The following is a 4677-nucleotide window of genomic DNA, read 5'->3' as shown; positions in this document are numbered from 1 at the left end:
TGCCGGGCCCGGAGGCCAGCAGCCCCGTTGCAGGACCGCGGAAAACATAACGGGGACGGGCGGACGGGACACCGGCCGCCCCGGCGGGAAGGTGTTCGACCCCGCCGGTGGCCCCCTGTAGGCTTTCGGACGCAGGGCGTCCGTGGTACGCCCGGGGCCGGGGCACCGCGTCCCCGGGACCGGACGGAGAACCGCGCGAAAGCCGGACAGAGGCCGGACAGAGGCCGCACGAGAAGCGAACGAGAAGGTGACACCCGTGCTCGTTGCCGGATTCCCCGCCGGGGCGTGGGGCACCAACTGCTACCTGGTGGCCCCCGGACCCGGTGAGGAGTGCGTGATCATCGACCCGGGGCACCGAGCCGCGGACGGGGTCGCGGAAACCCTCGCCCGGCACCGCCTCAAGCCCGTCGCGGTCATCCTCACCCACGGACACATCGATCACGTCGCCTCGGTCGTGCCGGTCTGCGGCGCCCACGACGTGCCCGCCTGGATCCACCCGCGGGACCGGTACATGCTCTCCGACCCGGAGAAGGCGCTGGGAAGGGCAATCGGAGCCCCCCTGATGGGGGAGCTGACCGTGGGGGAGCCCGACGACCTGCGCGAGCTGACCGACGGACACGTGCTGGAGTTGGCCGGCATGGAGTTCTCGGTCGCCCACGCCCCCGGCCATACCAAGGGGTCGGTGACCTACCGGATGCCCGAGGGGCCGGAACTGCCACCGGTGTTCTTCTCGGGTGACCTGTTGTTCGCCGGCTCCATCGGCCGCACCGACCTCCCCGGCGGTGACCACGACGAGATGATGGACTCCCTCGCCCGCGTGTGTCTGCCGCTGGACGACGAGACGGTGGTGCTCTCCGGCCACGGACCACAGACCACCATCGGACGTGAGCGGGCCGGTAACCCCTACCTCAGCCGGTTGGCCGCCGGTGCCGCGGGCGGGGTCCCCGGGTCGGCGCCCCGTCGCCTCCCGTGAGGCGGCGGGCCGCGCGCCCGCCGTCCCCGCCACCCATGACGATCACCCGATACCGCGTCGGCGACACCGCGCCGGCGTGTCGAGAAGCGGAACCCGGATCCCCGTGAGCACTTTCAAGGCCCCCAAGGGCACCTACGACCTGCTGCCGCCGGACTCCGAGGAGTTCCTGGCCGTCCGCGAGGCGCTGTCGGCACCGCTGCGCCGTGCCGGCTACGGCTACGTCGAGACCCCCGGTTTCGAGGACGTGGAACTCTTCGCCCGCGGTGTGGGTGAGTCCACCGACATCGTCACCAAGGAGATGTACACCCTCACCACCAAGGGCGGCAGCCGGCTGGCGCTGCGCCCCGAGGGCACGGCCTCCGTGCTGCGCGCGGCGCTGGAGGCGAACCTGCACCGCGCCGGCAACCTGCCCGTCAAGCTGTGGTACTCCGGCTCCTACTACCGTTACGAGCGCCCGCAGAAGGGTCGCTACCGGCACTTCTCCCAGATCGGTGCCGAGGCCATCGGTGCCGAGGACCCGGCCCTGGACGCGGAGCTGATCGTGCTGGCGGTGGACGCCCACCGCGCGCTGGGCCTGCGGGAGGTCCGGCTGCTGCTCAACTCCCTGGGCGACCGCACCTGTCGGCCGGTCTACCGGGAACGACTCCAGGAGTTCCTGCGCGGGCTGGACCTGGACGAGGAGACCCGACGACGGGCGGAGATCAACCCGCTGCGGGTCCTGGACGACAAGCGTCCCGCCGTTCGGGCGCAGCTCGCCGACGCCCCCCTGCTGCGGGACCACCTGTGCGAGCCCTGCCGCGGGTACCACGCCCGGGTCCGTGACCTGCTGGACGCCGCCGGAGTGGCCTACGAGGACGACCCCGCACTGGTGCGCGGTCTCGACTACTACACGAGGACCACCTTCGAATTCGTGCACGACGGCCTGGGTGCCCAGGCCGCGATCGGCGGCGGGGGACGCTACGACGGTCTGTCGGAGATGATCGGCGGCCCGGCGCTGCCCTCGGTCGGCTGGGCGCTGGGGGTGGACCGCACCGTCCTCGCCCTCCGTGCCGAGGAGGTGGCGCCCGCCGTTCCGGCCGCCACCGACGTCTACGCGGTGCCGCTCGGCGAGCAGGCCTCCGCCGCCCTGTTCGGCCTGGTCACGGAGTTGCGGCGGTCCGGGGTCGCGGCCGACCTGGCCTACGGGGGCAAGGGGCTGAAGAACGCGATGAAGTCGGCCGGGCGGTCCGGCGCGCGCTGGGCGGTGATCGCCGGGGAGCGGGACCTGGCCGAGGGCGTGGTACAGCTCAAGGACCTCACGACCGGGAAGCAGGAGGCGATGGACCCGAGGGAAGTGGGGGCGGAGGTCCTCAAACGGCTGGAAACGGCCGTCCCGATGTCCTCGACCGTGCCGGAAAGGTGACGACCCGGGGCACAATGAGGTGCGTGGGATCCGAGGGGGCGGCGGACGGGGTGGTGCCCCGCCGGCCGGGGTCGCGGTGCCGCGTCGCAGGGTGCGACGCGGTGGGACGGAGCGCCGCGCGGGTGCGGCGGTGAGGGCCGTTCCGGCTCACCGAGGGAACCGAGGACACCGGAGAACATGACGACGACAGCGTCCCTGGACAACGCACCGTCCGCGCCCGGCGCCGATCACGGGACCGAGACCGCTTCCCCGGACCCCGGGGGGGTGGGCGCCGGCCGGGGTTTCTCCCTGCTCCTGGTGATCACCGGCTTCCTCGGCCTGCTGGCCGCGTGGGTGATCACGCTGGACAAGTTCAGCCTGCTGGAGGACCCGGACTTCGTGCCGGCGTGCAGCATCAACCCGGTGCTCTCCTGCGGCAACATCATGGAGAGCCGGCAGGCGGAGGTCTTCGGCTTCCCCAACCCGATGCTGGGGTTGGTCACGTACGGCATGGTCATCGCCATCGGCATGGGGCTGTTGGCCGGGGCCCGCCACCGCCGCTGGTACTGGATGGGCCTGCAGGTCGGCACCCTCTTCGGCGTGGCCTTCTGCACCTGGCTGATGTACCAGTCGCTCTACGTCATCGGTGCCCTGTGCCTGTGGTGCTCCCTGGCCTGGGTCGCCACCATCTTCATGTTCTGGTACACCACCGTGCACAACCTGCGACACCGGATGCTGCCGGCCCCCGAGGGTCTGCGGCGCGGTCTGATCGAGTTCCACTGGGTTCCGCCGGTGCTGCACGTCGGCGTCATCGGGATGCTCATCCTCACCCGCTGGTGGGATTACTGGATCGGCTGACCGGCACCGCGCCCCGTGTCCACCGGGGCCGGGTGACCCGTCGGGGGTCGCCCGGCCCCGTCCGTGCACCCGGGTAGGGTCGGGGGAGTGGAAGCCGACCTGTTCACCGCCGCCGCCGAGGACCGGCGGGAGAAGGACCCCTCCTCCGTGCCATTGGCGGTCCGGATGCGGCCGCGCACCCTCGACGAGGTCGCCGGCCAGCGCCACCTGCTCCGCCCCGGGTCCCCGCTGCGGCGCCTGGTGGCGGGCCGGGCCGGCGGGCCGGCCGGTCCCGCCTCGGTCATCCTGTGGGGGCCTCCCGGCACCGGGAAGACCACCCTCGCCTCGATCGTCAGCAACGCCACCGACCGTCGTTTCACCGAGTTGTCGGCGATCAGCGCGGGCGTGCGGGAGGTGCGGGCGGTCATCGAGGGCGCCCGTCGAGCGGTGGGCACCCACGGGCGCGAGACCGTGCTCTTCCTGGACGAGATCCACCGCTTCAGCAAGGCGCAGCAGGACTCCCTGTTGCCGGCGGTGGAGAACCGCTGGATCACCCTGATCGCCGCGACCACCGAGAACCCGCACTTCTCCGTGATCACCCCGCTGCTCTCCCGCTCCCTGCTGCTCACCCTCGAACCGCTGACCGAGGACGATCTGAGGGAACTGGTGCGTCGGGCGGTGACGGGGGAACGCGGCCTCAACGCAGCGGTGACCCTCGGAGAGGAAACCGAGCGGCACCTGCTGCGGCTGGCCGGAGGGGATGCCCGCCGGGCCCTCACGGCGCTGGAGGCCGCGGCCGGAGCCACTTTGGAGGAGGGCGACACGGAGATCACGCCCGCCGTGCTGGAACGCACGGTGGACCGGGCCGCCGTGGCCTACGACCGGGACGGCGACCAGCACTACGACGTGGCCAGTGCCCTGATCAAGTCGATCCGGGGCTCGGACGCCGACGCGGCCCTGCACTGGCTGGCCCGCATGGTCGACGCCGGGGAGGACCCGCGGTTCATCGCCCGACGTCTGATGATCGCCGCGAGCGAGGACATCGGTCTGGCCGACCCGCAGGCCCTGCCCACGGCGGTGGCCGCCGCGCAGGCGGTGGCGATGATCGGGTTCCCCGAGGCCCGGATCATCCTGTCCCAGGCGGTGTTGGCGCTCGCTCTGGCGCCGAAGTCCAACAGCGCGATCCTGGCGATCGACGAGGCGCTCGGGGACGTCCGGGCCGGACGCACCGGACCGGTGCCGGCCCATCTGAGGGACAGCCACTACCCGGGCGCGCGCTCGCTGGGACACGGCACCTCGTACGTCTACCCCCATGACCTGCCCGGTGGCATCGCCGCCCAGCAGTACGCCCCCGAGGCGGCGCGGGGTCGGCGCTACTACCGACCCGGTCGGCACGGCGCCGAGGCCCGCTACGCGGAGGTGTCCGAGCGGGTACGGGCCCGCCTGGCGGGGGACCGGGACCGCCCCGGCGCGGTGGGGGAGGCCC

The 4677-nt window shown here is 72.7% G+C and carries 4 protein-coding genes; all 4 read left to right on the top strand.

The features are described 5' to 3' along the window. Window positions 1-256 precede the first annotated feature (256 nt). On the top strand, window positions 257-973 hold the full coding sequence (locus tag FNQ90_RS13065) for an MBL fold metallo-hydrolase (protein ID WP_143621744.1): 717 nt from the start codon (window positions 257-259) through the stop codon (window positions 971-973). 103 nt (window positions 974-1076) lie between these two features. Beyond that, on the top strand, window positions 1077-2375 hold the full coding sequence (hisS, locus tag FNQ90_RS13060) for a histidine--tRNA ligase (protein ID WP_143621741.1): 1299 nt from the start codon (window positions 1077-1079) through the stop codon (window positions 2373-2375). A gap of 177 nt (window positions 2376-2552) precedes the next feature. Then, window positions 2553-3212: a vitamin K epoxide reductase family protein gene (locus tag FNQ90_RS13055; RefSeq protein ID WP_143621738.1), complete on the top strand. Its 660-nt coding sequence runs from the start codon at window positions 2553-2555 to the stop codon at window positions 3210-3212. An 87-nt stretch (window positions 3213-3299) separates the two neighbouring features. Continuing rightward, the coding region (locus tag FNQ90_RS13050; RefSeq protein ID WP_182606538.1) for a replication-associated recombination protein A at window positions 3300-4677 on the top strand (1378 nt) is incomplete at its 3' end.

The sequence above is a fragment of the Streptomyces alkaliphilus genome (assembly GCF_014141535.1).
Lineage (GTDB): Bacteria > Actinomycetota > Actinomycetes > Streptomycetales > Streptomycetaceae > Streptomyces > Streptomyces alkaliphilus.
Note: the sequence above shows the minus strand (reverse complement) of the source record. Positions and strands in the feature narration are given on the sequence as shown.

What these genes read in the sequence shown, in the direction of transcription:
- FNQ90_RS13055 (WP_143621738.1), top strand. Translation starts at nt 2,553, where the DNA reads ATGACGACGACAGCGTCCCTGGACAACGCACCGTCCGCGCCCGGCGCC.